This window comes from Halomonas ventosae (assembly GCF_004361885.1).
Classification (GTDB): domain Bacteria; phylum Pseudomonadota; class Gammaproteobacteria; order Pseudomonadales; family Halomonadaceae; genus Halomonas; species Halomonas ventosae_C.
In genome coordinates this window covers 1-20,915 of the sequence record NZ_SNWH01000012.1, presented here as the reverse complement: position 1 = coordinate 20,915, position 20,915 = coordinate 1, and the positions used below count along the sequence as shown (strand labels likewise).

The 20,915-nt window shown below is 66.5% G+C and carries 24 protein-coding genes; 9 read left to right on the top strand and 15 right to left on the bottom strand.

Features of this window, described 5'->3' with window-relative positions; all coding sequences use genetic code 11:
* Nucleotides 1-15 precede the first annotated feature (15 nt).
* The 7 genes from DFO68_RS10125 (at nucleotide 16) to DFO68_RS10110 (ending at nucleotide 3,844) form a co-directional block, all read left to right on the top strand.
* Nucleotides 16-795: an NAD(P)H-flavin reductase gene (locus DFO68_RS10125; RefSeq protein WP_133483546.1), complete on the top strand. Its 780-nt coding sequence runs from the start codon at nucleotides 16-18 to the stop codon at nucleotides 793-795.
* A complete protein-coding gene (gene folM / locus DFO68_RS10120) occupies nucleotides 792-1,505 on the top strand; it encodes a dihydromonapterin reductase (protein WP_133483545.1) in 714 nt (237 codons plus the stop codon). The genes DFO68_RS10125 and folM overlap by 4 nt, the downstream gene beginning before the upstream one ends.
* An 84-nt stretch (nucleotides 1,506-1,589) precedes the next feature.
* A complete protein-coding gene (locus tag DFO68_RS15940) occupies nucleotides 1,590-1,718 on the top strand; it encodes a hypothetical protein (RefSeq protein ID WP_279512802.1) in 129 nt (42 codons plus the stop codon).
* Nucleotides 1,719-1,781: 63 nt separating this feature from the next.
* Nucleotides 1,782-1,907 (top strand): hypothetical protein, encoded by a 126-nt coding sequence (locus tag DFO68_RS15935; RefSeq protein WP_279512801.1) that lies wholly within the window; start codon nucleotides 1,782-1,784, stop codon nucleotides 1,905-1,907.
* 131 nt (nucleotides 1,908-2,038) lie between these two features.
* A complete protein-coding gene (locus DFO68_RS15505) occupies nucleotides 2,039-2,197 on the top strand; it encodes a hypothetical protein (protein ID WP_166637552.1) in 159 nt (52 codons plus the stop codon).
* 7 nt (nucleotides 2,198-2,204) lie between these two features.
* Nucleotides 2,205-3,269 (top strand): 3-deoxy-7-phosphoheptulonate synthase, encoded by a 1,065-nt coding sequence (locus DFO68_RS10115; protein WP_133483544.1) that lies wholly within the window; start codon nucleotides 2,205-2,207, stop codon nucleotides 3,267-3,269.
* A 62-nt stretch (nucleotides 3,270-3,331) separates the two neighbouring features.
* Nucleotides 3,332-3,844 carry a DUF3087 family protein gene (locus tag DFO68_RS10110; protein WP_133483543.1) on the top strand — a complete coding sequence of 171 codons (513 nt, stop codon included), beginning with the start codon at nucleotides 3,332-3,334 and terminating at the stop codon, nucleotides 3,842-3,844.
* Nucleotide 3,845: 1 nt separating this feature from the next.
* Here DFO68_RS10110 and ppk1 read toward each other — a convergent pair whose 3' ends face one another.
* On the bottom strand, nucleotides 3,846-6,050 hold the full coding sequence (ppk1, locus tag DFO68_RS10105; protein WP_133483542.1) for a polyphosphate kinase 1: 2,205 nt from the start codon (nucleotides 6,048-6,050) through the stop codon (nucleotides 3,846-3,848).
* Between the two features lie 45 nt (nucleotides 6,051-6,095).
* On the bottom strand, nucleotides 6,096-7,097 hold the full coding sequence (hemB, locus tag DFO68_RS10100) for a porphobilinogen synthase (RefSeq protein WP_373191367.1): 1,002 nt from the start codon (nucleotides 7,095-7,097) through the stop codon (nucleotides 6,096-6,098).
* Between the two features lie 224 nt (nucleotides 7,098-7,321).
* Here hemB and elbB point away from each other — a divergent pair, with 224 nt between their 5' ends.
* Complete coding sequence (gene elbB / locus DFO68_RS10095) at nucleotides 7,322-7,984, top strand: isoprenoid biosynthesis glyoxalase ElbB (protein WP_133483540.1); 663 nt, start codon at nucleotides 7,322-7,324, stop codon at nucleotides 7,982-7,984.
* A 94-nt stretch (nucleotides 7,985-8,078) separates the two neighbouring features.
* Here the strand turns inward: elbB and tatC are convergent, their stop codons facing one another.
* The 13 genes from tatC to DFO68_RS10030 all read right to left on the bottom strand — a co-directional run bounded on the left by tatC (nucleotide 8,079) and on the right by DFO68_RS10030 (nucleotide 20,369).
* Nucleotides 8,079-8,846: a twin-arginine translocase subunit TatC gene (gene tatC, locus DFO68_RS10090; RefSeq protein ID WP_133483539.1), complete on the bottom strand. Its 768-nt coding sequence runs from the start codon at nucleotides 8,844-8,846 to the stop codon at nucleotides 8,079-8,081.
* The gene (gene tatB / locus DFO68_RS10085) at nucleotides 8,830-9,279 is read right to left on the bottom strand and encodes a Sec-independent protein translocase protein TatB (RefSeq protein WP_133483538.1); all 450 of its coding nucleotides are present in this window, start codon (nucleotides 9,277-9,279) and stop codon (nucleotides 8,830-8,832) included. Before tatB ends, tatC begins: the two co-directional genes overlap by 17 nt.
* Before the next feature lie 6 nt (nucleotides 9,280-9,285).
* Nucleotides 9,286-9,564: a Sec-independent protein translocase subunit TatA gene (tatA, locus tag DFO68_RS10080; RefSeq protein WP_133483537.1), complete on the bottom strand. Its 279-nt coding sequence runs from the start codon at nucleotides 9,562-9,564 to the stop codon at nucleotides 9,286-9,288.
* 57 nt (nucleotides 9,565-9,621) lie between these two features.
* The gene (locus DFO68_RS10075; protein ID WP_133483536.1) at nucleotides 9,622-9,957 is read right to left on the bottom strand and encodes a phosphoribosyl-ATP diphosphatase; all 336 of its coding nucleotides are present in this window, start codon (nucleotides 9,955-9,957) and stop codon (nucleotides 9,622-9,624) included.
* A 42-nt stretch (nucleotides 9,958-9,999) separates the two neighbouring features.
* The gene (gene ubiB, locus DFO68_RS10070; protein ID WP_133483535.1) at nucleotides 10,000-11,622 is read right to left on the bottom strand and encodes a ubiquinone biosynthesis regulatory protein kinase UbiB; all 1,623 of its coding nucleotides are present in this window, start codon (nucleotides 11,620-11,622) and stop codon (nucleotides 10,000-10,002) included.
* The gene (locus tag DFO68_RS10065; protein ID WP_133483534.1) at nucleotides 11,619-12,260 is read right to left on the bottom strand and encodes a ubiquinone biosynthesis accessory factor UbiJ; all 642 of its coding nucleotides are present in this window, start codon (nucleotides 12,258-12,260) and stop codon (nucleotides 11,619-11,621) included. Before DFO68_RS10065 ends, ubiB begins: the two co-directional genes overlap by 4 nt.
* Nucleotides 12,260-13,015, bottom strand: coding sequence for a bifunctional demethylmenaquinone methyltransferase/2-methoxy-6-polyprenyl-1,4-benzoquinol methylase UbiE (gene ubiE, locus DFO68_RS10060; protein WP_133483533.1), 756 nt, complete (start codon nucleotides 13,013-13,015; stop codon nucleotides 12,260-12,262). The genes DFO68_RS10065 and ubiE overlap by 1 nt, the downstream gene beginning before the upstream one ends.
* A gap of 100 nt (nucleotides 13,016-13,115) precedes the next feature.
* Nucleotides 13,116-13,499: a gamma-butyrobetaine hydroxylase-like domain-containing protein gene (locus DFO68_RS10055; RefSeq protein ID WP_133483532.1), complete on the bottom strand. Its 384-nt coding sequence runs from the start codon at nucleotides 13,497-13,499 to the stop codon at nucleotides 13,116-13,118.
* A gap of 124 nt (nucleotides 13,500-13,623) precedes the next feature.
* On the bottom strand, nucleotides 13,624-14,946 hold the full coding sequence (gene hslU, locus DFO68_RS10050) for an ATP-dependent protease ATPase subunit HslU (RefSeq protein ID WP_133483531.1): 1,323 nt from the start codon (nucleotides 14,944-14,946) through the stop codon (nucleotides 13,624-13,626).
* Nucleotides 14,947-14,948: 2 nt separating this feature from the next.
* Nucleotides 14,949-15,467, bottom strand: a complete 519-nt coding sequence (gene hslV / locus DFO68_RS10045; protein WP_133483530.1) for an ATP-dependent protease subunit HslV — start codon at nucleotides 15,465-15,467, stop codon at nucleotides 14,949-14,951.
* A gap of 142 nt (nucleotides 15,468-15,609) precedes the next feature.
* Nucleotides 15,610-16,338, bottom strand: coding sequence for an SPOR domain-containing protein (locus DFO68_RS10040; RefSeq protein ID WP_133483529.1), 729 nt, complete (start codon nucleotides 16,336-16,338; stop codon nucleotides 15,610-15,612).
* A gap of 3 nt (nucleotides 16,339-16,341) precedes the next feature.
* The gene (gene argS / locus DFO68_RS10035; RefSeq protein WP_133483528.1) at nucleotides 16,342-18,027 is read right to left on the bottom strand and encodes an arginine--tRNA ligase; all 1,686 of its coding nucleotides are present in this window, start codon (nucleotides 18,025-18,027) and stop codon (nucleotides 16,342-16,344) included.
* Between the two features lie 101 nt (nucleotides 18,028-18,128).
* Nucleotides 18,129-20,369 carry a primosomal protein N' gene (locus DFO68_RS10030; protein ID WP_243726480.1) on the bottom strand — a complete coding sequence of 747 codons (2,241 nt, stop codon included), beginning with the start codon at nucleotides 20,367-20,369 and terminating at the stop codon, nucleotides 18,129-18,131.
* 159 nt (nucleotides 20,370-20,528) lie between these two features.
* Between DFO68_RS10030 and rpmE the strand changes: the two genes are divergently transcribed.
* A complete protein-coding gene (gene rpmE / locus DFO68_RS10025; protein ID WP_133483526.1) occupies nucleotides 20,529-20,741 on the top strand; it encodes a 50S ribosomal protein L31 in 213 nt (70 codons plus the stop codon).
* Nucleotides 20,742-20,915 lie beyond the last annotated feature (174 nt).

Below are 20,915 nucleotides of genomic sequence, written 5' to 3'. Positions count from 1 at the left end.
CTTCATGAGGCTTTCATGACGCCAAGGACCCTGACCTGTCTGGTCACCGAGGTCGAGGATCTCACCCCGGACGTCTTCCGCGTTCAGCTGGAGGGACGGCCGGAGGCTGTGGCCCATGAGCCCGGCCAGTACCTGGAGCTCAGGCTCGATGACGAGACCTGGGTACCGTTCTCCATCGCCAATGCGCATGCCGGCGATGGCACCATCGAGCTGCACATCCAGCACTGGCCGGAGCGGGAGAACTCCGCCCGGCTGCGCGAGCTGATGCAGGTGGCCCAGCGGCTGACCCTGCACCTGCCCGGCGGCGATTGCCTCCTCGACCCGGACAGCACGCGCCCGCTGCTGCTGATCGCCGCTGGCACCGGCTTCGCGCAGATGAAGGCCATCATCGAGGCGGCGCTGCATGCCGACCCGAGGCGCGAGATCGATCTCTGGTGGGCGGTTCGCGAGCGTCGCCACCTCTATCTGGAGCGTCTGCCCCGTGAATGGGCGCAAGGGCACGCCCATTTCCGCTTCCATGCCGTGACCGAGGTCGCGCCCGAAAAAGCCCTGACGGGGGAGCGGGTCGTCAGCCACCGTGGCCGCATCGATCAGGCGCTGGCGATGACCCTCGAGGATGTCTCGGGGCATGACGTCTATCTCTCCGGTTCGCCGGGTATGGTCTATGCCTGCGTGGACGTGCTGGCTTCGCTGGGTCTCGAAGCCTCACGGGTCTTCTCGGATGTCTTCGCCTATGCGCCGCGGGACCCCATCGTGCCCACCGCGGGCAGCCTGGTGAGGGAGGGGCGACCATGAGCGCCTCGCCGATCCTGATCACCGGCGGCGCCCAGCGCCTGGGACGCCACTGTGCCGAGCGCCTGCGAGACGATGGCCATCCGGTGATCATCAGCTATCGCCGCGAGCGCCCCGAGCTGGACGCGCTGCGTGAGCGGGGCATCGTCACCCTGCCGGCAGATTTCTCGACGGAGGCGGGTATCCTCGACTTCGTCGCGCGGCTCAGGGCCGAGACGCCGTCGCTGCGGGCCATCGTGCATAACGCCAGCGACTGGGCGCCGGACTCCACCGGACCCGAGGCGGGGGCCACCTTCGAGCGGCTGTTTCGCATCCACATGCTGGCGCCCTACCTGATCAACTTGCACGGCCGGGTGCTGCTCGAGGCGTGCAGCGAGCCCCAGCGCGATATCGTGCATCTGACCGACTACGTGGTGCAGAAGGGCTCGCGCAAGCATGCCGCCTATGCCGCCACCAAGGCGGGGCTGGACAACCTGACGCTGTCGTTCGCTGCCATGTACGCCCCTGAGATCCAGGTCAATGCCATCGCCCCGGCGCTAATCATGCTGGGCGAGGGCGACGACGAAGCCTACGCCGAGAAGGCCCGCGCCAAGTCGGCGATGCAGATGGTGCCCGGCCCCGGGGTGATCTATCAGAGCCTGCGCTACCTGCTCGACAATCGTTATGTCACCGGCGTAACGCTACCCGTGGACGGCGGACGTCACCTGCGCTGAGCCTGCGACCATCGGTGCCGTGCCAGATGCGGCCATCTTCGCTAGAATGCTCACCTACCCTGACACGATAGTAAGGAGCGACATATGGCGGGACACGACACGAACTTCAAGGACGGAAGCGGCCTGCTCTCCGTGGTGCTCGGCCTGGTGGTGCTGGTGGCCATGAGCTGCCTGCCGGCCACCCTCGGCTGGTACCTGGTGTTCGCCGGTTGAGCGGCGGCCCTTGCCAGCCGTGCCACGATGCGCCAGGATAAGCCAAGATCTCAGGAGCGACCCATGACCATGAACCGCCATGCCCAGCCCGCCTCTCACGTGGCTCGCAACGCCAGCGTGGCATGCGCGGTGCGCGGGGACTGGCATGGCTTTTGGTTTATCCCCGAGGTGCCCGTGGCCATATCCTGAGCGCAACGCGCGACATCGCCGGCAGGCACCCCACCAGGGCCGCCTCCGCCAGAACCCCCGGACGGCTGCCCCGTCCGGGGGTTCTGGGTTTTACGGTACCGTCCATACAACCGACATCCAGGAGAGAGACCATGACCGCATCTATCACCCTTCGCCAGATTCTGGGCTTCGCGGGCTATGACGGCGACTGGCGATTTAGCGAGCTGCGGTCGGCCCTCACCGCCACGTCCGGCCGTAGCGAGATCGTTGGCACCCGATTGACACGATGTATGACCGCTACCCGGAGCTGATCACGCCATGACTTCTTCCCTTGCCGCCGCCCCTCTGACCGAGACCCTGCACCGCGCCGCCAACCCGGCTAGGCCGCTGCCCACGCCCGGCGAACTGCGCCGCGAGCTGCCGCTCTCCCCGGCGATGGCGGCCCGGATCGAGGCCCAGCGCCTTGCCATCCACGAGATCCTTGCCGGCCGCGACAAGCGCCTGCTGGTGGTGGTCGGCCCCTGCTCCATCCATGACCCCGAGGCGGCTTTGGAGTACGCCCACCGTCTGGCCACGTTGGCCCCGCGCATCTCGGACCAGCTGCTGCTAGTGATGCGCGTCTACGTGGAGAAGCCGCGCACCACCGTGGGCTGGAAAGGGCTGGCCTACGACCCGGACCTCGACGGCAGCGGCGACATGGCCCGCGGCCTTGCGGTTTCGCGCCAGCTGATGCGTGAGGTGACCAAGCTAGGGCTGCCGGTGGCCACCGAGCTGCTGCAGCCGATGCTCGCCCCCTACCTGGAGGACCTGCTCGCCTGGGTGGCCATCGGCGCACGCACCACCGAGTCGCAGCTGCACCGTGAGCTGGCCAGCGGCCTCGAGGCGGCGGTTGGCTTCAAGAACGCCACCGGCGGCGATATCGGCGTGGCGCTGGATGCCATGCGCGCCGCGGCGCATCCGCACAGCCATTTCGCCCTGGATGAACTGGGTCGCCCCACGGTGCGCCATACGGCAGGCAATCCCCACACCCAGCTGGTGCTGCGCGGCGGCCACGGCGCGCCCAACTACCAGGCTCAGCATGTCCAGGCGGCGCGCCGTGCCCTGCAGGACGCCGGGCTCACGCCGCGGCTGATGGTTGACTGCAGCCATGCCAATGCGCGCAAGGATCACCGCCGCCAGAGCGAGGTACTACTCGATGTACTGGGTCAGCGCCAGGCCGGCGAGACGGCGCTGGCGGGGCTGATGCTCGAGAGCCATCTTTACGAGGGCAAGCAGCCGCTGCAAGCGGGCCGGCTGCGTCATGGGGTCTCGGTCACCGACGCCTGCCTCGGCTGGGAGACCACCGAGCAGCTGCTGCTCTCCGCCGCCGAGCGTCTATGTTAGCCCTGTACCGCTGGGGGAGGGATAATCACGCCCGACGCCCGATTCATCGCCCAGGAGAGCCCATGCCGTTCCAGTTCGAGGACTACGACCCCGAGGTCTATCGCCGCAAGGCCAGGCTGATCAGCCTAGCCATGGCGGGTCAGCTGATCGTCTGCGCCTTGCTGTTCACCTTACTGTTGCAGGCCGTCTTCGCGGGCGGATTCTGGCTCAACGCCCTGGGCGTGCTACTGGGGGTGGTGGCCACCAGCCTGGTTTTCGCTTTGCTGCGCAAGCGTCCCTGGATGGCCGAGGTGCGCTATGTCTGGCAGCTTAAGCATCAGCTGGCTCGGGTCAGCGGCTATCTGCCGGCCCTGCGCCGCAGCATGGCGCAAGGTAATCCCGCCGCCCTGGATATCCTCGCTTTTTACCACCAGGGCATGGCCCAGCTCGCCGAGCTCAACGGCCGCACCCTGGATGATGATGCCGAGCTTCTCGCCGAGCGGGAGGTGGTGCGTGCCGCCCGTCGTGAGCGGGGCCTGGCCGAGCGTGTCGAGGGTTTTGATCCTCATCAGCTTGATGCTTTCCGCAAGGGCTGAGTCACGCCCTGGCGGCATAAGCGAACAGCAGAGTCTCCTGGGCGCTGATCGGCGCTGCGCCACCTGGCTGCTGCTTGACGTAGAGGCCGTCGCTTTGCAGCAGCCAGCTCTGACAGTTGTCCACCAGGTAGGTCTCGAGATCCTTGCGGACCCGGGCGGCCAGCTTCCTGTCCAGCAGCGGGAAACAGGTCTCCACCCGGCGGAACATGTTGCGCTCCATGAAGTCGGCGCTCGAGCACCAGGTTTCGGACTTGCCGTCGTTGTGGAAGTGGAATACCCGGGTATGCTCCAGGAAGCGGCCGATGATCGAGCGCACCCGAATGTTCTCGGAGATGCCGGGAATGCCCGGGCGCAGGCAACATATGCCGCGGATGATCAGGTCGCATTCCACGCCGGCTTGTGAGGCCCGGTAGAGCGCCTGAATCAGTTGCGTCTCGGTGAGCGAGTTGCACTTGATGATCAGGTGGGCGCGCTTGCCCTTGCGGGCATGCTCCGCTTCCCGGTCGATCCTGGCCAGCATCTGTTCGTGCAGGGTGAAGGGGGCGTGCAGCAGTTGCTCGATATGCCGGGCGCGGCCCATGCCGGAAAGCTGCTGGAAGACCTTGTGCACGTCGGCGCAGAGCACCGGGTCGGCGGTCAGCAGACTGTAGTCGGTGTAGAGCTTGGCGGTTCGCGAATGGTAGTTGCCGGTGCCCAGGTGGGCGTAGTGGCGCAGCTTGCCGCGTTCTCGGCGCACGATGTGCATCATCTTGGCGTGAGTCTTGTAGGCCATCACCCCGTAGATGACGATCGCCCCGGCCTCCTGCAGGCGCGAGGCCAGCGCCAGGTTATCGGCCTCGTCGAAGCGCGCCCGCAGCTCGATCACCACCGTGACCTCCTTGCCGTTGCTGGCGGCCTCGACCAGCGCATTGACGATGGGCGAGTCGGCGCCGGTGCGGTAGAGGGTCTGCTTGATGGCCAGCACGTCCGGGTCGCGGGCGGCCTCGCCGAGCATCTCCTCCACCGGCGAGAAGGACTGGAAGGGATGGTGGAGCAGGATGTCGCCATCGGCGATCGCCGCCAGCACGCTGTCGGCCTTGCGCAGCACCTTGGGCAGGCCAGGGGTGAAGGGGCGATAGAGCAGTTCGGGGCGCTCCACGTCATTGAGCACCGACATCATGCGGGTCAGATTCACCGGGCCGTTGACACGGAAGAGGTCTGCCTCGTCGAGCTGGAACTGCCGCAGTAGGAACTCGGTCAGCTCCTCCGGGCAGTTGTCGGCTACCTCGAGACGCACTCCGCTGCCATAGCGCCGCGACAGCAGCTCGCCGCGCAGTGCCGAGGCGAGATCGGAGACCTCCTCGGGGTCCACCGAGAGGTCGGCGTTGCGGGTCAGTCGGAACTGGTAGCAGCCGAGCACGGCCATGCCGGGAAAGACCTCCTCGGCGTGAGCATGGATCATCGAGGAGAGGAAGACGTATTCGCTGAAGCCCTCCTCGCAGAGCGCCTCGGGCAGGGCGATCACCCGCGGCAGTGAGCGTGGTGCCGGCAGGATGGCCAGCCCTCCCTCGCGGCCGAAGGCGTCCTTGCCCTCTAGCTGGACGATGAAGTTGAGGCTCTTGTTGACCAGACGTGGGAAGGGGTGAGAAGGGTCCAGGCCGATGGGGCTGATCACCGGCATGATCTGGGTCTCGAAGTAGTCGCGCACCCAGGTGCGCTGGGCCTCGGACCAGTTCCCGCGGCGGCGGAAACGCAGCCGCTGGGCCTCCAGAGCGGGAATCAAAACCTCGTTGAGGATCTGGTACTGGCGCGCCACCTGGGCATGGGCGATCTGGGAGATCTCGGCCAGCACCGAGCGCGGCGAGCGACCGTCAGCACCGGTGGAGTCATCGCCGAGCAGAATCTGATTCTTGAGGCCTGCCACGCGGATCTCGAAGAACTCGTCCATGTTGGACGAGAAGATCAGCAGGAACATCAGCCGGTTGAGCAACGGATGCGCCTCGTCGAGCGCCTGTTCGAGGACCCGGACGTTGAACTGCAGGTGCGAGAGCTCGCGGTTGAAGTAGAGCCCGGGGTCAGTCAGGTCCGCATCCGGGTCCGGCAACGCCTTGGGCTTGATGCCGGTGCGGGTCTGGTTCAACCGCGGGGTGGGCGGCTCAGGAGGTTCGCCACCCTGTGCGGGTCTGGGGATATCGGACTCTCGTTCGGGACCGCGTGTTTCTTCCATGGGGGATCCTGTGGTCGGGCGGAAGGGCGCTGTCCCTCCCGTCGTCTATGACGTCGCGAGCAGCCGCGCCGCTCGCTTGGCGAAGTAGGTCAGCACGCCATCGGCGCCGGCGCGCTTGAAGCAGAGCAGTGATTCGAGGATCACCTCATCCGTCTCCAGCCAGTCATTCTCGAAGGCGGCCATGTGCATAGCGTACTCGCCGCTCACCTGATAGGCGAAGGTGGGCACCCTGAGCTCGTCCTTCACCCGACGCACCACGTCTAGGTAGGGCATGCCAGGCTTGATCATCACCATGTCGGCCCCCTCGGCCAGATCCAGCGCCACCTCATGCAGCGCCTCGTCACCATTGCCCGGGTCCATCTGGTAGGTGGTCTTGTCCGCGCGGCCGAGATTGCCGGCCGAGCCTACGGCATCGCGGAAAGGGCCATAGTAGTGCGAGGCGTACTTGGCGCTGTAGGCCATGATGCGGGTGTTGACCAGCTGCTCCTGTTCCAGCACCTGGCGAATCGAGCCGACCCGCCCATCCATCATGTCCGAGGGCGCCACCACATCGGCACCGGCCTCGGCATGGGAGAGCGCCTGCTTGAGCAAGGTTTCCACCGTGCGGTCGTTGTGGACGTAGCCTGCCTCGTCGAGAATGCCATCCTGGCCATGGCTGGTATAGGGGTCGAGCGCCACGTCGGTGATGATGCCGAGCCCGGGGAGCGCCTCTTTGAGGGTGCGCACGCTGCGCTGGACGAGGCCCGAGGCGTTGTAGGCCTCCTCGGCGAGTTCGCTCTTGAGCTTCTTGCTCACCACCGGGAACAGGGCGATGGCCGGGATGCCCAGCGCGAAGGCCTCCCGGGCCTCCTCGATCAGCAGGTCGAGGGATAACCGGTCCACACCGGGCATGGAGGCCACCGCCTCGCGCTGGCCCTCGCCTTCCAGCACGAATACCGGCCAGATCAGGTCGGCCGAGGTCAGGGTGTGCTCGCGCATCAGGCGGCGGGAGAAATCGTCGCGCCGCATGCGGCGCAGGCGCGAGGTTGGAAACTGGCGTGTGGTCATGAAGCTCAAGGCGTCTCTCCGTAGATGAAAATCGGAACCGCCATCGGTCATTCTGGTGATGCAGGATGACGATGTGATGACAGCAAGACTCGAATGGATTGAGTATATCAGTGTCCCCCTTCGTCGAAAGCCGCTTCTTGTCGCACCCGGGCCGACTCTCTAAAGTGAAGGTTCGCGGATTCCAGGCCTGGTTTCGCCGGGCGACTACCTTCAAGGAGAAAGGCATGAGCAAACAGGTGGCGGTTATCCTCTCGGGATGCGGGGTGCAGGATGGAGCCGAGATTTACGAGACGACCCTGGCACTGCTGCGCCTCGACCAGCTGGGTCTGGGCTATCGCTGCTTCGCCCCTGACATCGAGCAGTATCATGTCGTCGATCATCGTCGTGGCGAGGTGGTCGAGGGTGAGCGTCGCAACGTGCTGACGGAGTCGGCGCGCCTGGCTCGCGGCGAGATCTCGCCCCTCGATGAGCTTGATGCCGATGACTTCGATGCGGTCATCCTTCCCGGCGGCTTCGGCGTCGCCAAGAACCTCTCTGACTTCGCCTCGGCGGGTGCCGGCATGCAGGTGATCGACACGCTGACCGAGGCGCTGGCCGGCTTCCATGAAGCACGCAAGCCGATCGGTCTGATATGCCTCAGCGCGGTGCTGGTGCCACGCCTGCTCGACCCCGGCATCGCCGTCACCGTGGGGCATGATCCCGGCGTCGCCGGCGCAATCAGTGCCATGGGCGGCCTGCACCGCAGTTGCGGTGTCGAGGATATCGTGGTGGATTTCGAGAACCGCGTGGTGACCACTCCGGCCTACATGCTGGCCACCCGCATCAGCGAGGCCGCTACCGGTATCTTCAAGCTGGTCGATCGCATCGACGAGCTGATGGATCTTTGACCCGGCTACGCCGGGGAGTTAGAAGCGATAAGCCGTAAGCTGTAAGTTAAGCTTCCAGGGCATTGAGCCTTGGGGGTTTCTTATGGCTTGCAGCTTACAGCTGCTGGTCCTCCACGTCCTTCTCGCGCTTGCGGCGTACCAGCCGACCGAACAGCAGGCCGACCTCATAGAGCAGGTACATCGGTACCGCCAGCAGGCTCTGGGAGACCACGTCCGGCGGTGTGAGCAACATGCCGATGACGAAGCAACCCAGCACCACGTAGGGACGCTTCTGTGACAGGGTCTCCACCGTAGTGGCGCCTGAGAGGATCAGCAAGAAGGTGGCGATGGGGATCTCGAAGGCCACCCCGAAGGCGAAGAACAGCTTGAGGACGAAGTTCAGGTACTGGTTGATGTCGGTCATCACCGCGACATTCTCCGGCCCGGTCTGGGTGAAGAACTGGAATAGCAGCGGGAAGACCACGTAGTAGGCGAAGGCGGCGCCGCCATAGAACAGCGCCACGCTGGAAGCCAGGATCGGCAGCGCCAGGGCCTTCTCGTTGTCATAGAGCCCTGGCGCCACGAAGGCCCAGGCCTGGTGGAGCACATAGGGCACGGCGATGAACACCGCCACCACCAGGGTCAACTTGAACGGTGCGAGAAAGGGCGAGGCCACCTCGGTGGCAATCATCTGTGAGCCTTCGGGCAGCAGCGCCATCAGTGGCTGGGCAACGAAGGTGTAGATGTCGTTGGCGAATGGATACAGACCCAGGAAGATCACCAAGATCGCGATCACCGCGCGCATCAGTCGTGAGCGTAGCTCGACCAGGTGCTCGATCAATGGGGCCTGGTTCTGCTCCTGGGGGTCACCGGTGTTGCTCATCGGGGGCAGAATCCTTGTCGGCGGTGGAGGCATCGGCGGGGCGCTGGGCATCGTCCTCGCTGCCCGTGCGAGCCCGGCTCAGGGCATCGTCGAGCTGCTTCTCGGCGGGGGCGGCCGTCGAGGCTTTATTGGCATCGTTAGCCACCGAGGCTGACGGGCGCTCGCCGGCATCCTCCTCGGCAATGCTCTCCACGCCGCGCTTGACCTGCTTGACGCCCTCATCGAGTTTCTTCTGCTGCTCGTTGAGTTTCTGGCGCAGCTCCTCCGCCTCGAGCTGAGCACTGATCTCGCGCTGCATGCCCGAAACGCTGCGCTTGATCTTGCCGATCCACAGCCCCAGGGTACGCGCCGCCTTGGGCAGGCGCTCGGGACCCAGCACCAGAAGGCCCACCACACCGATCAGCATCAGTTCGAGAAAGCCCATATCGAACATGGCGGGTTACTTGCGCTCTTCCTGGTGCTCTTGTTGGTCGTGGGCCTTCTGCTCGGCCTTGACGTCGTAGGTGTTGAGCCCTTCTTCATGGCTGACGCGGGCCTGGGGATCATCCGCCTGCTCGGCCTCGTCCTTTTCCTTCTCCTCCTCGTGCATGGCCTTCTTGAAGCCCTTCACGGCGCCGCCCAGGTCGCCGCCGACGTTGCGCAGCTTCTTGGTGCCGAAGATCAGGATAATGATGCCGAGAACGATCAGCAGCTGCCAGATACTGATACCACCTAACATAGTTGCTTCCTCAGGTTGGGGCTCCGGGGGGGGCACCCCCGGCAGGGCCAGTTGACGCTAGGATTGCCGCGCAGCTTTCTCATCGTGTCCAGAGACACCGAAGCGGCGGGCCAGCTCATCTAGGACCAGGTGATGGTCGAGGCCCAGGTGCGAGAGCATGACCAGGCTATGAAACCACAGGTCGGCCGTTTCGGCGATCAACGCTTGGCGTGTCGACGCATCGCCGTGCTCGGCATCCTTGGCGGCCAGCAGGGTCTCGGTGGCTTCCTCGCCGACTTTCTCCAGTATCTTGTTGAGTCCCTGGTGATGCAAGGCCGCTACATAGGACTCCTGTGGCTGTGCCAGGCGGCGTTGTTCGAGCACGACCTGGAGACGGTCTAGGATATCGCTCATGGGTGAAGGTTCCGTTGCAGTGGATGGAAAGTGGCGCAGCCCTCACTGCCAGGCCAGTAGCAGTACGCCGAGGGCAACAGCGGCCAGGGTTGGCCAGGGCTGGCCTGCGGCCCACTCACCCAGCGGCTGCCAGGCCAGCGCGACGGCCAGTAGAAGCAGACCCAGGCGTAGCCGCCGCTGGCTTTTACCCCGTTGAGTCAGCTGCCGGGAGATGACACCCATGGCCTCGGCCTGGCGGCGGCGCTGACGATGTTCCCCCTCGGCACGGCTGAGGACCTGATAGGCGAGCACCGGCAACTCGGGCAGCTGGCGCGAGAGTTCCGGGGCCTGTCGCTTGAGCGACTGCCAGAGGCCGCTGGCGCCGGCGCGCTCCTTCATCCAGCGCTCCAGGTAGGGCTTGGCGGTGCTCCACAGGTCAAGGTCGGGATAGAGCTGGCGGCCCAGTCCTTCGATGTTGAGCAGCGTCTTCTGCAGCAGCACCAGTTGAGGCTGTACTTCCATGTTGAAGCGCCGAGCGGTCTGGAACAGGCCCAGCAGCACTTGGCCGAAGGAGATGTCCTTGAGCGGCTTCTCGAGTATTGGCTCACACACGGTGCGGATCGCCGCGGCGAACTCGTTGGCGCGGGTCTGCTCGCCCACCCAGCCGGACTCGATATGCAGCGCCGCCACCTCGTAGTAATCCTGGTGGAAGAAGGCCAGCAGGTTGCGCGCCAGGTAGTCCTGGTCCTCGCGGGTCAGGCTGCCGACGATGCCGCAGTCGATAGCGATGTACTGCGGGTCCTGGGGATGCTCGAAAGAGACGAAGATGTTGCCCGGATGCATGTCGGCATGGAAGAAGTTGTCGCGGAACACCTGGGTGAAGAAGATCTCCACGCCGCGTTCGGCCAGCTTCTTGAGGTCAGTGCCCTGGGCGAGCAGCGCTGCGGTATCGGCCACCGGCACGCCGTAAATGCGCTCCTGCACCATCACCCGGCGGTGGGTCAGTTCCCAGTGGATGGCTGGCACGTAGAGCAACGGCGAGCCCTTGAAATTGCGCTTGAGCTGGGAAGTGTTGGCGGCCTCCTTGGTGAGGTCGAGCTCGTCGAACAGGGTGGCCTCGTAGTCGCGCACCACCTCCACCGGGCGCAGCCGGCGGGCCTCGGGTATGCGTGCTAGTACGCTGGCGAAGCGATACATCAGCGCCATGTCCTGGCGCATCACGCGCTCGATTCCCGGGCGAATGATCTTGATCACCACAGCCTCGCCCCCGTGCAGCCGGGCGGCATGCACCTGGGCGACGGAGGCCGAGGCCAGCGGCTCGGGCTCGAAACTGGCAAAGGCTTCTTCCAGCGACATCGCCAGTGCCTCCTCGACCAGGGCCATGGCCTGGCGACCGGGGAACGGCGGCACGCGATCCTGGAGGCGCTGCAGCTCGTCGGCGATATCCTTGGGCAACAGGTCACGACGGGTCGAGAGCATCTGGCCAAACTTGACAAAGATCGGTCCCAGCGACTCCAGGGCCAGGCGCAGACGCTCGCCGCGGGAGCGGTCGCCGAGGGGCACCATTCGCAGTGGCGAGACCATGAACAGCCCGCGCAGCCACCAAGGCAGTCGCGTCAGCGGCAGCAGGGTGTCGAGGCGGTAGCGTGTGATCACCCAGGCGATGCGCGAGAGCCGCAGGATCATGGGGTCGTCTCCGGCGCCGCCAGGCGGCGGCGCAGGCGCGCTAGGCGTGCCTCGAGGCGGTCGGTGGCGATCTCCATTTCGGTCAGGTGATCGCGCATCGCCTCGAGCTGATGGCGCCCCGGCAGCAGGCGTGCCTCCTCGAAGACGTACTCCCCCACGTCGGCGCATAGCTCCTGGCGGGTGCGCAGCCCCCAGCGCCCCAGGCTGCGCAGTCCTTCGGCCAGGCTGTGGGCCGCAATGTCACCGAGCCAGCGGGCGAGTTCCGCCTCCCAGTCCAGGTCGAGGTCGAGCAGCAGGTCGCGGGTTGCTTCCAGCAGGGTCAAACGCCCGCGAACGGCGAGCTTGCCCTGGAACATCAGGCGCTCCACCGACGCCCCGCCGAGCAGTTCACCGAGGGTCTCGGCATCCAGCTCGACCACCGCGTCGAAGGCCGCCTCGTCGAAGCTCTCCTCGGCAGTGTCGTCGGGGCGCAGCAGGTCGAGGCCGGTCGGGTGGAAGTGGATGGCCAGCGCCAGGGCGGGATGCTCCAGGCGCAGCAGCAGGCGCTGACCGTCCAGCTGCGCCAGACGCGACGGGGCCGCTGGGTCGCGGGCGAGCAGGGCGTTCAGGGTGCGTTCCAGGGCGGTTAGCAATAACATTATAATTTGATGCCGCGATGCAGGGCGACGATGCCCCCGGTGAGATTGGTATACTCGACCCGCTCCAGCCCGGCGGCTTCCATCATCGCCTTGAGGGTCTGCTGGTCGGGATGCATGCGGATCGACTCGGCCAGGTAGCGGTAGCTGTCGGCGTCGCCTGCCACCCGTTCGCCGATCTTCGGCAGCAGGCGGAAGGAGTACTCGTCGTAGGCCCTGGAGAGCAGCGGATTGCCCGGCTTGGAGAATTCCAGCACCAGCAGCCGGCCACCGGGCTTGAGCACCCGGGTCATGGAGCGCAGGGCGGCGTCCTTGTCGGTGACGTTGCGCAGTCCGAAGGCAATGGTGATGCAGTCGAAGGTGTTGTCGGGGAAGGGCAGGCACTCGGCGTTGGCCTGGACGTACTCGACGTTGCCGCCGACGCCGCTGTCGAGCAGCTTGTCGCGGCCGACCCGCAGCATGGATGCGTTGATGTCGGCCAGCACCACCCGTCCGCGGGGGCCCACCATGCGCGAGAACTTGGCCGTGAGATCCCCGGTACCGCCGGCGATGTCGAGCACGCTGTGGCCGGGGCGCACCCCGGCGCGCTCGATGGTCAGCCGCTTCCAGAGGCGATGGATGCCCATCGACATCAGGTCGTTCATGATGTCATAGCGGGCCGCCACCGAGTGGAAGACATGGGCCACGCGCGAGGCCTTCTCCTCGACTGGGACTTCCTGGTAGCCGAAGTGTGTGGTGTGCTTGTCACTGGCGCTCATGCCGTGGGGCTCCCGAATCGCTGTGATGAGGGGAGGCCTGGCGGCCTCGCGATGGGCGCCATTGTAGCCTTCCCCGGCGGCGATTGTCTTGACGCCACCCCTACAGCTGCTTGATCTCGATGCCCAGGGGCTCCCGGGAGGCGCCGGCCTCTTCCAGGCGGCGCAGATAGTCGGCCCAGTTGGCCTCGCGACGCCAAATCAGGTCATAGAGGTAGTCCCAGCTGAAGAGCCCGCTGTCGTGGCCGTCGTCGAAGTGCAGCTTCAGCGCGTAGCGGCCGGCCTGGGTGATGTCCTTCAGGCCCACGTGCTTCTTGCCCACCTGCAGGGTGGCGGTATCGGGGCCATGGCCGCGCACCTCGGCGGAGGGCGAGAAGACCCGCAGGTACTCCACCGACAGCCGGTAGCTCTCGCCGCCCTCGTAGACGAGCTCAAGCTCACGCTCCTTGCGATGGTAATGCACATTGGTGGGGATAGGGGCTGTCATAAGCACCTCCGGTAAGAGGTAAGTCGGAAGAGAGAAAAAGTCAGGCAAGCAGGGCTGTGCTCATGTCTTCCCTTTTCAAGGCGCGAAGCGCCGCTCTTCTTCCTTGCAGCGGCGCAGCCGCGCCTTACAAGATATACCGCGAGAGGTCTTCGTCCATCGCCAGCTCGCCGAGCTGGGAGTCGACGTAGGCGGCATCGATCGACAGCGGGCTGTCGAAGTCGCCGCCCAGGTAGGAGGCCTCCTCGAGCAGGCGCTCCATCACCGTGTGCAGGCGCCGGGCGCCGATGTTCTCGGTGCCTTCGTTGACTTTCCAGGCAATCTCGGCGATGCGCGCGATGCCCTCCTCGGTGAAGGCCACCTCGAGCCCCTCGGTGGCCAGCAGCGCCTGATACTGCTTGGTCAGCGCGGCAGAGGGTTCGGTGAGGATGCGCTTGAAGTCCTCCGGCGTCAGGGCGTTGAGCTCAACGCGGATCGGCAGTCGACCCTGCAGCTCGGGGATCAGGTCCGACGGACGCGAGAGGTGGAAGGCGCCGGAGGCGATGAACAGGATGTGGTCAGTCTTGACCATGCCGTACTTGGTGGAGACCGTGGAGCCCTCGATCAGCGGCAGCAGGTCGCGCTGCACCCCCTCGCGGGAGACCTCTCCACCGCTGGACTGGCCACTGCCCTTGCAGACCTTGTCGATCTCGTCGAGGAAGACGATGCCGTTCTGTTCCACCGCCTCGACAGCGCGGCTCTTGATATCGTCCTCGTTGACCAGCTTGCCGGCCTCCTCGTCGCGCAGCAGGCTGAAGGCGTCCTTCACTGCCACCCGGCGGATTTCGCTCTTCTGCTTGCCCATGCCGGCGAACAGGTTCTGCAGCTGGCTGGTCATTTCCTCCATGCCCGGCGGGGTCATGATGTCAACGCCGGCGCCCTGGGGGGTGACCTCGATGTCGATCTGCTTGTCGTCGAGCTGTCCCTCACGCAGCTTCTTGCGAAATATCTGGCGGGTCGAGCTATCCTGGCGCGGGGCATCCTCCTGGCCCCGAGGCGGCGGTAGCAGGGCATCGAGGATGCGCTCCTCTGCGGCATCCTCGGCACGATGGCCCACCTCGGCCTTGGCCTGCTCGCGCACCAGCTTGATGGCGGCCTCGGTCAGGTCACGGATGATCGACTCGACGTCGCGGCCCACGTAGCCCACCTCGGTGAACTTGGTGGCCTCAACCTTGATGAAGGGGGCACCGGCGAGCTTGGCCAGGCGGCGAGCGATCTCGGTCTTGCCCACGCCGGTGGGGCCGATCATCAGAATGTTCTTGGGGGTCACTTCCTGGCGCAGCTCGCCGTCGAGCTGCATGCGCCGCCAGCGGTTACGCAGGGCAATGGCCACGGCGCGCTTGGCATCCTGCTGGCCGACGATGTACTGGTCCAGGGCGTGGACGATCTCGCGGGGGGTCATCCGGGTCATGGTCAGAGCTCTTCCAGGGTGACGTTATGGTTGGTGAACACGCAGATATCAGCGGCGATGGACAGCGATTTCTCGGTGATCTCGCGGGCCCCGAGGTCGGTATTCTCGAGCAGGGCGCGGGCGGCGGACAGGGCGAAGTTCCCGCCGGAGCCGATGGCGATGATGCCGCGTTCGGGCTCCACCACGTCGCCGTTGCCGGTGATGATCAGCGAGGCATCCTTGTTGGCCACGGCGAGTAGCGCCTCTAGGCGGCGCAGGGCGCGGTCGGTACGCCAGTCCTTGGCCAGCTCCACGGCGGCCTTGACCAGGTTGCCCTGGTACTTTTCCAGCTGCGCCTCGAAGCGCTCGAAGAGGGTGAAGGCATCGGCGGTACCGCCGGCGAAGCCGGCCAAAACCTGGCTGTGGTAGAGGCGTCGCACCTTGCTGGCGTTGCCCTTCATCACGGTGTTGCCCAGCGAGACCTGGCCGTCACCGGCCAGCGCCACCTCATCGCCGCGGCGCACGGAAACGATCGTGGTCATGGGGGACTCCTTGGGGGAGCGCGGGGCTCCCGATAACTGGCGGCGCCGCGGGCAGGGCCGGGCGCCGTGGATGAACGTAAGGAGTGACGTGCGGGCGGGGGGCGAGGAATTCAAGCGCAGTCGTGTCTCATCGTCCGGCCAGTCAGTTCTGCAGCTGGATCAGCAGTGGCTCGATGCCCTGGGTGAGCATCAGGTCCTTTGCGCGGGTGAGCTCGCGCCGGTCGCTATAGGGGCCGACCTGCACCCGGTGCCAGGTGTCGCCGCCGTCGGCCTTGACCTTGCTGATCTTGGCCAGCAGACCGAAGTCGCGCAGCCGACCGGCCAGCCTGCTGGCATCGTCCGCCTCGCGGAAGGACGCGGCCTGCAGCATGAAGCGGGCATCGGACGGCGGCGTGTTCGACTGGCGCGTATCCGGGCGCTGCTCCTTTGCGGCAGTATCGGTCTTCATGGTGGCGGCGATCACCCGGGCGATGGGGTCGTCGCCAGCCGCTGCCTCAGGTGCCGCAGGACGCCGGGGCGAGGAGGTGGTGGACACCGGCATCTGGCCCTCGGGGGCAATCACCTCGGATTCGGGTAACAGGGTGTAGAACTCGAAGGTCGGCATTGGCGGGTTACCGGAGGCGTCGTCCACCGAGTCGCCTTCGCCGGCTGGCTGGGGACTTTCGGGTTTGGTCAGCACCGTGGCCAGCGGCGAGTCGCTGCTCTGCTGCCAGGGGGCGATACCCTGCTGGTACTGGGCCAGCAGGAAGCCGGCCACCAGGCCGGTCAGGCCCCACAGCCAGCCCGGGATAGCGCGACGCGGGGAGGGTGCGGTGCGCCGCGGGCTGCTGGTGGCGCCGCGCTTCTTCGCTGGCTGCTTGCGGGTGGTCATGGCTTACATCTCCTCCGGCGCACCGACACCCATCAGGTCCAGGCCATTGCGCAGCACCTGGCGCGTGGCCAGGCCCAGCGCCAACCGGGCGTTGCGCAGGGCGTCATCATCGACCATCACCTTCACCGCGTTGTAGCAGGTGTGGAAGTCGGCGGCGAGCTCGAGCAGGTACTGGGCGATCTGCTGAGGTTCGCGGACGGCGGCGGCGTGCTGCACTACCTCGGGATAACGCGCCAGGCGATTGAGCAGCGTTTTCTCCTGACTGGCCTCGAGTAGCGCCAGGCTTGCCATGGCCAGGCGGTGGTCGAAGGGTATCTTTTCGGCCTCAGCCTTGCGCAGCATGCTGCACACCCGGGCGTGGGCGTACTGCACGTAGTAGACGGGGTTGTCGTTGGACTGGGAGCGCGCCAGGTCGATATCGAAGGTGAGCTGGGAATCCGCCCGGCGGGCGGCCAGGAAGAAACGGGTGGCATCGCGGCCGACCTCGTCGATTAGGTCGCGCACCGTGACGTAGCTGCCGGCGCGCTTGGAGAGCTTCACCTCGACCCCGGAGCGGGTGACCATCACCATCTGGTGCAACACGTATTCAGGCCAGTCGCGGGGAATGCCGACCTCGAGCGCCTGCAACCCGGCACGCACCCGGGTCACGGTGGAGTGGTGGTCGGCGCCCTGCTCGTTGATCACCGTCTCGAAGCCGCGCTGCCACTTGTCCAGGTGATAGGCGACGTCAGGCAGGAAGTAGGTGTAGTGGCCGTCGGACTTGCGCATCACCCGATCCTTGTCGTCGCCGAAGTCGGTGGTGCGCAGCCACAGGGCGCCATCCTGTTCAAAGGTATGGCCCTTCTCGATGAGTTGCTGGACCGTGGCCTCGACCTTGCCCTGCTCATAGAGCGAAGACTCCAGGAAGTAGACATCAAATTCAACGCCGAAGGCCTTGAGGTCAAAGTCCTGTTCACGGCGCAGGTAGGCCACGGCGAAGTCCTGGATAGCGTGGAGGTCGTGCGGGTCGGCTGCCGCCGTGACGTGACGGTCGTCGGCATCCACGGTCTCACCGGCCAGGTAGGCATTGGCCACGTCGATGATGTAGCCGCCGCGGTAGCCGTCCTCTGGCCAGCCTGGGTCGCCGGGATCGATGCCCTGGGCCCGCGCTTGAACCGAGCGCGCCAGATTGGTGATCTGGGCGCCGGCATCGTTGTAGTAGAACTCGCGGGTTACCTTGTGGCCGGTGGCTTCGAGCAGACGGCTGATGCAGTCGCCGATCGCTGCGCCGCGGCCATGGCCGACGTGCAGCGGCCCGGTGGGATTGGCGGAGACGAACTCCACCTGCACCTGGCGACCCAGGCCGGTGAGGTTGCGGCCGTAGGCCTCCCCGGCCTCGAGCACCTGACGTACCACTTGGGCGGCGGCGTCGATGGCGGCGAAGAAGTTGACGAAACCGGGACCGGCGATCTCCACTTTTTGCACCGCATCGCTTGCCGGCAGCGCCGCGACCAGTAACTCGGCCAGCTCGCGGGGCGGCCGGCCGGCCGGCTTGGCCAACATCAGCGCCAGGTTGGAAGCATAGTCGCCGTGGGCCTTATCGCGGGTCGGGTCGACCTTGATGGTCGGCGTAATATCGGCGGGCAGCACGCCCTGCTGCCGAAGGTTGTCCAGGGCGCCCTCGAGCAGCGCGATGATGGTCTCTTTCATGGAAGTGTCCGGTGTCCTGTGGCGTGGGCGGTACGGAGCGACCGCCGGGCGAGTAGGGGCGCCATTATCGGCAATCGGTGTCGGGCTTTAAAGGTGTGTGGTCAGGCCAGGGTCTGGGGGTCGATGTCCAGCGACCAGCGTACCCGTCGCGCCTCGGGGTGACCCTCGAGCCAGGCGACCAGCCAGGCGCCGGCCTCGTGCAGCTGGCTGCGGCGATCGGCGGCCAGCATCAGCTGCAGGTGGTAGCGGTTCTGACGACGTTCCATGGGGGCGGGCACCGGCCCTAGGCAGTCGACCGCGAGGCTTCGCTCGCCGATCCGCTGGCGCAGGGCCTCGGCAGCCAGATCGCCCAGCGCAACCACGGTCGCCTCGCGAGGGGCCTCCAGACGCAGCAGGGCGAGGAAGCGGAAAGGCGGCAGATGCGCGGCGCGCCGCTCCTCCAGCAGCTGACCGGCGAGGGCGTCGTAGCCCTGCTCGGCCAGTAGGCGCAGGTGCGGGTCGTCGCTGTGCAGGGTCTGCACCAGCACCCGGCCGGGATGGGCGGCGCGCCCGGCGCGCCCCGCCACCTGCTCGATCAGCTGGGCGCTGTGCTCCAGGGCCCGGAAGTCGCTGGCATAGAGCCCGGCATCGGCATTGACCACCACCACCAGGGTGACGTGGGGCAGGTGGTGCCCCTTGGCCAGCATCTGGGTGCCTACCAGCAGGCAGGGCTCGCCGCGGCGTACCTCGGCCAGCATCTGCTCGAGGGCATCACGGCGCCGGGTGCTGTCACGGTCGATGCGATGCACCGGAATGTCGGGGAAGAGGGCGGCCAGGGTCTCCTCGGTGCGCTCGGTGCCGCTGCCCAGGGGGCGCAGGTCGACGCTGCCGCACTCGGGGCAGGCGTCGGGAAGGGCGCGGCGCCGGTCGCAGTGGTGGCAGGCCAGCAGCGGCGGCTGCCGGTGCAGGGTCATGCGCGCATCGCAGTGGTCGCACTCGGCCAACCAGCCGCAGGCGTGGCAGGCCAGGGTGGGGGCGAAGCCGCGGCGGTTGATGAACACCAGCACCTGATGGCCGGCGGCCAGGGTCTCGCGCAGCGTCTCGACCACCGGGGCCACCAACCCGCCCTGGCGGGGCCGGCCGCGCAGATCGACGAGTTCGAGGCGAGCCGGGGCATGGCGGCTCGCCCGGCGGGTTAGGCGCAGGTGGCGGTAGTCGCCGTCCAGCGCCCGCTGCAGGGATTCCAGCGATGGCGTGGCGCTGCCCAGCAGTAGCGGAATGCGATGGTGGTGGGCACGGGCCACGGCCAGGTCGCGGGCATGGTAGCGCAGACCATCCTGCTGCTTGTAGGAGCCGTCGTGCTCCTCGTCGACGATGATTACGCCGGGGCGGGCCAGCGGCGTGAAGATGGCCGAGCGGGTGCCGATGATGATGGGTGCCCGGCCACTGGCAGCGGCCTCCCAGGCATCGAGGCGCTGGTGATCGCTGAGCCCCGAGTGCAGGGCCACCACCGGCGCTCGGAAACGGCGGCGAAAGCGGGCGAGGGTCTGGGGCGTCAGGCCGATCTCGGGGACCAGCACCAGTGCCTGGCGGTGGCGGCCGATGACCGCCTCGATCAGCTGCAGATAGACCTCGGTCTTGCCGCTGCCGGTGACGCCATGCAGCAGGCAGGGGTGAAAGCCGTCGAGCCGTTCGTGGAGAGCGGCCAGCGCCACGGCCTGCTCACGATTGAGGGGGAGGGCCGGTTCGGCCAGGCCGCATCCTGCGGCTGCCGGCGAGGCGGCCAGCGCTTCCTCGTGACACACCACCAGCCCCTTGTCGGCCAGCGCACGCAGCTGGTCGCGGGTGAACGATTGGGCAAGGATCGCCTGGCTGACCATCCCCTGGGGATGCTGGCGCAGCATGGCCAGCAGCTCGGCCTGACGGGGGGCTCGGGTCAGGCTTGGCGGGGCATCCTCGCGGCCGGCGGCGGTGACGCACCAGCGCTCCCTGGTGCGCGCCTCGAGCGCTCTGCCCTGGCGCAGCAGTGATGGCATCGCCTGGTGCAGAGTGTCGCCGAGGGCATGCTGGTAGTAACGAGCGGCGAAGCGACACAGCCATAGCCAGTCGGCCGGCAGCGGGGCCTCGTCCAGGCAACTGGTCACCGGTCTGAGGCGCGAAAGCGAAAGCTCGCTGGCGTCTCGACACTCGACCACCACGCCGACGACTTCCCGCCGACCGAGCGGGACTTGCACCCTCAACCCGGGTTGCCAACCGCCGGCGGGCACTTCTTTGCAAGGGCGATAATCGAATAGCCGGCGCAGTGGCGTGGGCACGGCAATGCCCAGCACGCGCGGCACGGGGCGGCAAGGGGAGTCGGGCAATTGGCCTCCGGCGTCGGCTCTGCTATAATGCTGCGCCGCTGCGGATAACCTGTTCCTGATAAAGAGGGCGTGGCGGCAACCGGTTCGCATCGACAGACAACCCGTATGCGGTGCCTGGCAGAAGATCAGGTGGCGGCATACAGCTTCATGAGGCTCAAGATGAAACAAGGTATCCATCCGGATTACAAGACGGTCAACGCGACCTGCTCCTGTGGCGCCACTTTCGAGGTCGGCACCACCGCCGATCATGACTTCTCCCTGGACGTCTGCTCCCAGTGCCACCCCTTCTACACCGGCAAGCAGAAGCAGGCGACCACCGGTGGGCGCGTCGAGCGCTTCAACAAGCGTTTCGGTGCCGCCATCAAGCGCTGAGCCGTCCGGCACGACGCACCCTAAAGGAACCCGCCCCGCGTGGCGGGTTTCTTTTTGTCTGTGCGCCAGGCATGGCGCGCAGCGCCTGACTGGCGCTGTTTCCAAGGGTGGTGCCTTGGAATGACTTGGGGGTGAAAGTCCCCTGCACGCCCGGCAAGGGGAAGTGCTAGCCGA

Coding starts and splice junctions, on each gene's coding strand:
- hslU (WP_133483531.1), bottom strand. CDS start 14,946: ATGACCCGGATGACCCCCCGCGAGATCGTCCACGCCCTGGACCAGTAC.
- DFO68_RS15935 (WP_279512801.1), top strand. CDS start 1,782: ATGACCATGAACCGCCATGCCCAGCCCGCCTCTCACGTGGCTCGCAAC.
- DFO68_RS10115 (WP_133483544.1), top strand. CDS start 2,205: ATGACTTCTTCCCTTGCCGCCGCCCCTCTGACCGAGACCCTGCACCGC.
- DFO68_RS10110 (WP_133483543.1), top strand. CDS start 3,332: ATGCCGTTCCAGTTCGAGGACTACGACCCCGAGGTCTATCGCCGCAAG.
- ubiB (WP_133483535.1), bottom strand. CDS start 11,622: ATGATCCTGCGGCTCTCGCGCATCGCCTGGGTGATCACACGCTACCGC.
- tatC (WP_133483539.1), bottom strand. CDS start 8,846: ATGAGCAACACCGGTGACCCCCAGGAGCAGAACCAGGCCCCATTGATC.
- argS (WP_133483528.1), bottom strand. CDS start 18,027: ATGAAAGAGACCATCATCGCGCTGCTCGAGGGCGCCCTGGACAACCTT.
- tatA (WP_133483537.1), bottom strand. CDS start 9,564: ATGTTAGGTGGTATCAGTATCTGGCAGCTGCTGATCGTTCTCGGCATC.
- hemB (WP_373191367.1), bottom strand. CDS start 7,097: ATGACCACACGCCAGTTTCCAACCTCGCGCCTGCGCCGCATGCGGCGC.
- DFO68_RS10055 (WP_133483532.1), bottom strand. CDS start 13,499: ATGACAGCCCCTATCCCCACCAATGTGCATTACCATCGCAAGGAGCGT.
- DFO68_RS15505 (WP_166637552.1), top strand. CDS start 2,039: ATGACCGCATCTATCACCCTTCGCCAGATTCTGGGCTTCGCGGGCTAT.
- elbB (WP_133483540.1), top strand. CDS start 7,322: ATGAGCAAACAGGTGGCGGTTATCCTCTCGGGATGCGGGGTGCAGGAT.
- DFO68_RS15940 (WP_279512802.1), top strand. CDS start 1,590: ATGGCGGGACACGACACGAACTTCAAGGACGGAAGCGGCCTGCTCTCC.
- tatB (WP_133483538.1), bottom strand. CDS start 9,279: ATGTTCGATATGGGCTTTCTCGAACTGATGCTGATCGGTGTGGTGGGC.
- ubiE (WP_133483533.1), bottom strand. CDS start 13,015: ATGAGCGCCAGTGACAAGCACACCACACACTTCGGCTACCAGGAAGTC.
- DFO68_RS10075 (WP_133483536.1), bottom strand. CDS start 9,957: ATGAGCGATATCCTAGACCGTCTCCAGGTCGTGCTCGAACAACGCCGC.
- DFO68_RS10040 (WP_133483529.1), bottom strand. CDS start 16,338: ATGACCACCCGCAAGCAGCCAGCGAAGAAGCGCGGCGCCACCAGCAGC.
- rpmE (WP_133483526.1), top strand. CDS start 20,529: ATGAAACAAGGTATCCATCCGGATTACAAGACGGTCAACGCGACCTGC.
- hslV (WP_133483530.1), bottom strand. CDS start 15,467: ATGACCACGATCGTTTCCGTGCGCCGCGGCGATGAGGTGGCGCTGGCC.
- DFO68_RS10065 (WP_133483534.1), bottom strand. CDS start 12,260: ATGTTATTGCTAACCGCCCTGGAACGCACCCTGAACGCCCTGCTCGCC.
- ppk1 (WP_133483542.1), bottom strand. CDS start 6,050: ATGGAAGAAACACGCGGTCCCGAACGAGAGTCCGATATCCCCAGACCC.
- folM (WP_133483545.1), top strand. CDS start 792: ATGAGCGCCTCGCCGATCCTGATCACCGGCGGCGCCCAGCGCCTGGGA.
- DFO68_RS10125 (WP_133483546.1), top strand. CDS start 16: ATGACGCCAAGGACCCTGACCTGTCTGGTCACCGAGGTCGAGGATCTC.